The sequence below is a fragment of the Cobetia sp. genome, assembly GCF_983723665.1.
Genome location: NZ_CFDJES010000188.1, coordinates 1 through 4,359 on the forward strand (window position 1 = coordinate 1; position 4,359 = coordinate 4,359).

Annotated in this window: 4 protein-coding genes; all 4 read right to left on the minus strand. The window is 63.5% G+C overall.

Annotated elements, in window-relative coordinates; translation table 11 throughout:
- Positions 1-1,304: MGH1-like glycoside hydrolase domain-containing protein (locus tag AC4FAH_RS13490; RefSeq protein WP_490246207.1), on the minus strand; the 1,304-nt coding region annotated here is incomplete at its 3' end.
- 67 nt (positions 1,305-1,371) lie between these two features.
- A complete protein-coding gene (locus AC4FAH_RS13495) occupies positions 1,372-2,406 on the minus strand; it encodes an ABC transporter ATP-binding protein (RefSeq protein ID WP_490246208.1) in 1,035 nt (344 codons plus the stop codon).
- 101 nt (positions 2,407-2,507) lie between these two features.
- Positions 2,508-3,425 carry a carbohydrate ABC transporter permease gene (locus AC4FAH_RS13500; protein WP_279839900.1) on the minus strand — a complete coding sequence of 306 codons (918 nt, stop codon included), beginning with the start codon at positions 3,423-3,425 and terminating at the stop codon, positions 2,508-2,510.
- Positions 3,425-4,273 carry a carbohydrate ABC transporter permease gene (locus AC4FAH_RS13505; protein ID WP_287020858.1) on the minus strand — a complete coding sequence of 283 codons (849 nt, stop codon included), beginning with the start codon at positions 4,271-4,273 and terminating at the stop codon, positions 3,425-3,427. Before AC4FAH_RS13505 ends, AC4FAH_RS13500 begins: the two co-directional genes overlap by 1 nt.
- Positions 4,274-4,359 lie beyond the last annotated feature (86 nt).

Below are 4,359 nucleotides of genomic sequence, written 5' to 3' on the forward strand. Positions count from 1 at the left end.
GTGAAGCTCTCCAGCGGGTTGAGCCAGTAGAGGTCCATCGCCGCGGTCCAGGAGAAGTCGCGACCGCCACAGCCTTCGCCGGTCACCGAGTTGAAGTATTCGTAGTAGCCGGCGGCTTCGATGCACTTCTGGCTGGCCTGCTTGATCTGGTCGGCCTCGCGGGACATGCCATATTCCTCGCAGCCGATGGCCAGCATCCAGTTGATGTGCAGCCAGCTCGGTCCGCGCCAGTAACGCTTCGGCTCGAAGCGGGTGCTTTCCGGATGGGTGGAGGCGACACCGAAGGGCGCCTGTTCCAGCCATTCCTCGAGCAGACCGCCCATGCGCTGCGCCTGGGCGCCGCTGGCGACCCCGGCGAACAGCGGCAGAATGCCGGCGGTGGTGACGTGCTCCAGCAGCACGTTGGCACGCGCATCACGGCTCAGGAAACAGCCCAGCTCGTCGCTCCACAGCGCCTGCACGCCTTCCTCGGTGCGCGCCAGCGACTGCTTGAGGCTGAAGAGCGCCTCGCCGTGGGTGTTGACCAGACCCAGACCGGCGGCATCCTCTTCGCACAGCGCAATCAGGTCGCGGGTGCCACGGTGCAGGATGGAGATCAGGCTGATGTCCTCGACGCGGTACGGGTAGTCGCGATACAGAACCTCAGCGCCGTGCTCGTTCTGCTGGAAGAACTTCACCAGATAGATGTAGCGATCGTATTCGTACTTGTGCGGGCGCTCGGACGGATCGACCAGCCCGGTATCGCGACGCACGTATTCGGCATCGACCGGCGGCACGCCAGCCAGCGGGCCATCCCACTGCGGGCTATTGTCCATGCCCGATTCCCACGGGTGATAGCTGCAGACGCGGCCGGTGTGTTCCGGATCACGATCGCGATAGAACCACAGGTGGTAGCGGATGACGCCGGGCAGGGTAGCGGCCAGTTTTTCCTCGGCAAGCCGGCGATCACGGCCTTCCTCGAACAGCAGCTTCATGACGCTGGCCAGCACCGGCGGCTGGGAGATGGCGCTGGTCGACGGGCTATGCTTGACGCCCCAGACTTCCGGCCCCGGGAAGTAGGTTTCCGCGTCACCGTGGAAGACGATATGCGGCACCATGCCGTTGTCCCACTGACCTTCCAGCAGGCGCTCGACCTCACGCCAGGCACGCGCTTCGTCACCGGCGGCCAGCCAGCCCAGCGCGGTGATGGCGGCATCCCAGTTCCACTGGAAGGGGTAGAGGCCACGCGTGGGCACGGTGTAGCCGCCCAGGTCGTTGAGCTTGAGAACGTCGTGAGCGCTGAGCGCGTCGAGCTTGGCATTCATGTAAGTCGGCTCCGTTCGGGATGAAAGGTTTGGGCTGAAAGGTTGGCTAGAGAGGGGTCGGGGTGCCTTACGCCGACATCAGGTGGCCGCTGTGGTCGTAGAAGCGCACCTTCTCGGCCAGCGGGCGGATGTGGATGTCGCTGCCATTGCCGACATCGAGATCACTCGGCATGTTGACGCGAATCATCTCGTCGCCGAAACGCGCGGTCAGCTGCTTGTGCGATCCCAGCAATTCCGAGACCAGCACGCGCACCGGGGCGAAGTTCTCGGTGGGCTCGAAGCGCACCTCGAAGTCCTCGGGGCGGATACCGCACTTGTGCACCTGCTGGCTCGACTGCTCGGGGCGGGTCGGGTGATTCCAGCGCGCATCCGGCGGGATGAAGTTCATCGGCGGGTTGCCGATGAAGCTGCCGACGAATTCGGTCGCCGGGTAGTGGTAGATCTCGGAGGGCGGCGCGTACTGCTCGATCTGGCCACCCTTCATGACCGCGATACGGTCCGCCAGGCTCATGGCCTCGACCTGGTCGTGGGTCACGTAGATGGTGGTGGTGTCGGAGGCGGCGAGAATGGTCTTGAGCTCGGCGCGCATCTCCAGACGCAGCAGGGCATCCAGATTCGACAGCGGCTCATCCATCAGCAGCACTTCCGGCTCCATCGCCAGGGCGCGCGCGACCGCGACACGCTGACGCTGACCGCCGGAGAGCTGACCGGAGTAGTGATCGAGACGGTCCTCGATATGCATCAGTGCGGCGGTTTCCTTCACCTTGCGCTGGATATGCGCCTCGCTGTCCTTGCGCACGCGCAGGCCGAAGGCGATGTTCTCCGCCACGGTCATGTGCGGGAAGACGGCGTAGTTCTGGAACACCATCGCGATGCGACGATCGCGCGGTGCCAGCGAGGTGATCTCACGCTCGCCGATGCGGATCGAGCCGCTGCTCTCGTATTCCAGCCCCGCGATGATGCGCAGCAGGGTGGACTTGCCGCAGCCGGACGGGCCGAGCAGCACGGTGAATTCCTTGTCGCGGATCTCGAGATCGATGGACTTGAGGATTTCCTGCTTGCCGAACTGCTTGCGTACGGCGCTGATTTGGATGGCTGACATGGTCTGACTCCTTTGATCGAGAGCGGCGGCGAGGAAGTGAACTCGCTTGCGAGAGACGATGAAGATCGCCGCCGGTCATTGGCCTGATGAGCGGGCGTACGTTAGCGGTTGGAAATGCCCCACATGCTGAACAGGTACTTCCTGATCGCGAACAGGAACAGCAGCGCCGGGACGACCAGAATCAGACCACCGGCATACTTGATCTCGGCAGGTGACTCGGAAAGGCTCTGCACCAGGAAGGCGGTCAGGGTGCGGTTCTCGACGGTGAGGATTGCCGAGGCGAACACCTCGTTCCACGAGATCACGAAGGCGAACACGGCCGAGGCGGTGATGCCCGGGGCGGCCAGCGGCAGCACTACGCGGCGGAAGGCCTGCCAGCGGTTGCAGCCCATCAGCCAGGCGGCTTCCTCGAGTTCCACCGGAATGCCCATGAACAGGCTGGAGGTGATCAGCACCGCAAACGGCAGTGCCAGGGTGGCGTGCACCATCGCCAGACCCAGGATGGAGTCATCGATGCCGACCTGGATGAAGATGACGGCCAGCGGCAGCGCCAGCAGCGGCATCGGGAAGGCCCGCGACAGGATGATGATCATGCGGTAGGCATTCATGCCCGGGAACACGAAGCGGGCCAGCGCATAGCCTGCCGGTGCGCCGAGCACGATGGCGATCACCATGGTGAAGACGGCGGCCAGCAGCGAGTTGCCCAGTGCGCTGATCACGCCCTGGTAGTGCCAGAAGAAGTCGAGGGTCTCGAAGCTCAGCGCCGGGGTCAGGGTCTTGGGCCAGCCGGTGATCTGCTCCGGCGTGCTGACGCTGTTGAGCATCAGCAGGGCGATGGGCACCAGCACCCACAGCACCAGGATCGAGACGCCAGCCCGGAACAGCCATTTCCAGGCCATGTCATTGCGCCGTGGCTTGTGGGCGGTCTGTGCCTCCTGGCGTGAGGAATCGGCTGAGGAGGCGCTTGCACGTGACGAAAGCGATGACGGCATGACGGCCTCGGAAGAAGAGGATTTCATCAGCGGGCCTCCTTCGGCACATTGAGGAGCTTGATGTAGAAGCCGGTGATGACCACCGAGATCAGCATGATCAACACCGCGTAGGCCGCAGCGGCACCTGTCTGCTGGTAGAGGAACTGCCAGTCGAAGGTCTCGCTCATCAGTACCGGCATGTCACTGCCGCCCAGCATCATCACTACCGCGAAGACCTCGAGTGCCAGCAGGGTGCGCAGAATCAGCGCCGACTGGATGCTGGGGCGCAGCATCGGCAGGGTGATCTTCCACAGGCGCTGCCAGTAGCTGGCGCCGAACACCTGACCGGCCTCGTCATATTCCTTGGGGATCAGCCCCATGCCCGATACCAGGATCACCAGCACGATGGCGGTACCGCGCCAGATCTCGGCGACCACCACGGCCAGGAACAGCGCGAAGGCATTCTGATAGTTGAGCCAGGACGCCGGCGCATCGATCACGCTGACCGCGCTCAGGAAGCTATTGAGGAAGCCGAACTGCTCGAGGATCGCCAGCCAGATGATGCCGGCGGCCAGATCGGAGATGCCCAGCGGGATGGTCCAGATGTAGAGGATGCTGTCGCGCCCCTTGTTCATCTTGGTGACCATCAGCGCCATGCCGATGGCCAGCACCAGCTGCAGCGGCACCACGACCCCGGTCAGCAGCAGGGTGTTCTTGAGTGACGGCCAGAAGTTGAAGTCCTGATAGATGCGCGTGAAGTTGGCTAGGCCCACGTTGCCGTCACTGCTGGTGAAGGCCTCGGCGAAGATCTGGATGAACGGATAGAGAAAGAAGGCACCCATGAACAGCAGGCTGGGGGCGATCAGGTAATAAGGTAGCCAGCGATCGTGCTTCATCTTTGCTCACCTTTGGCGTTGTTGTGATGGCTTGTCGGAATGGTTTGGTGGCACCGGGTCGGCATGACAGGGGTTGGCGTTCCGTC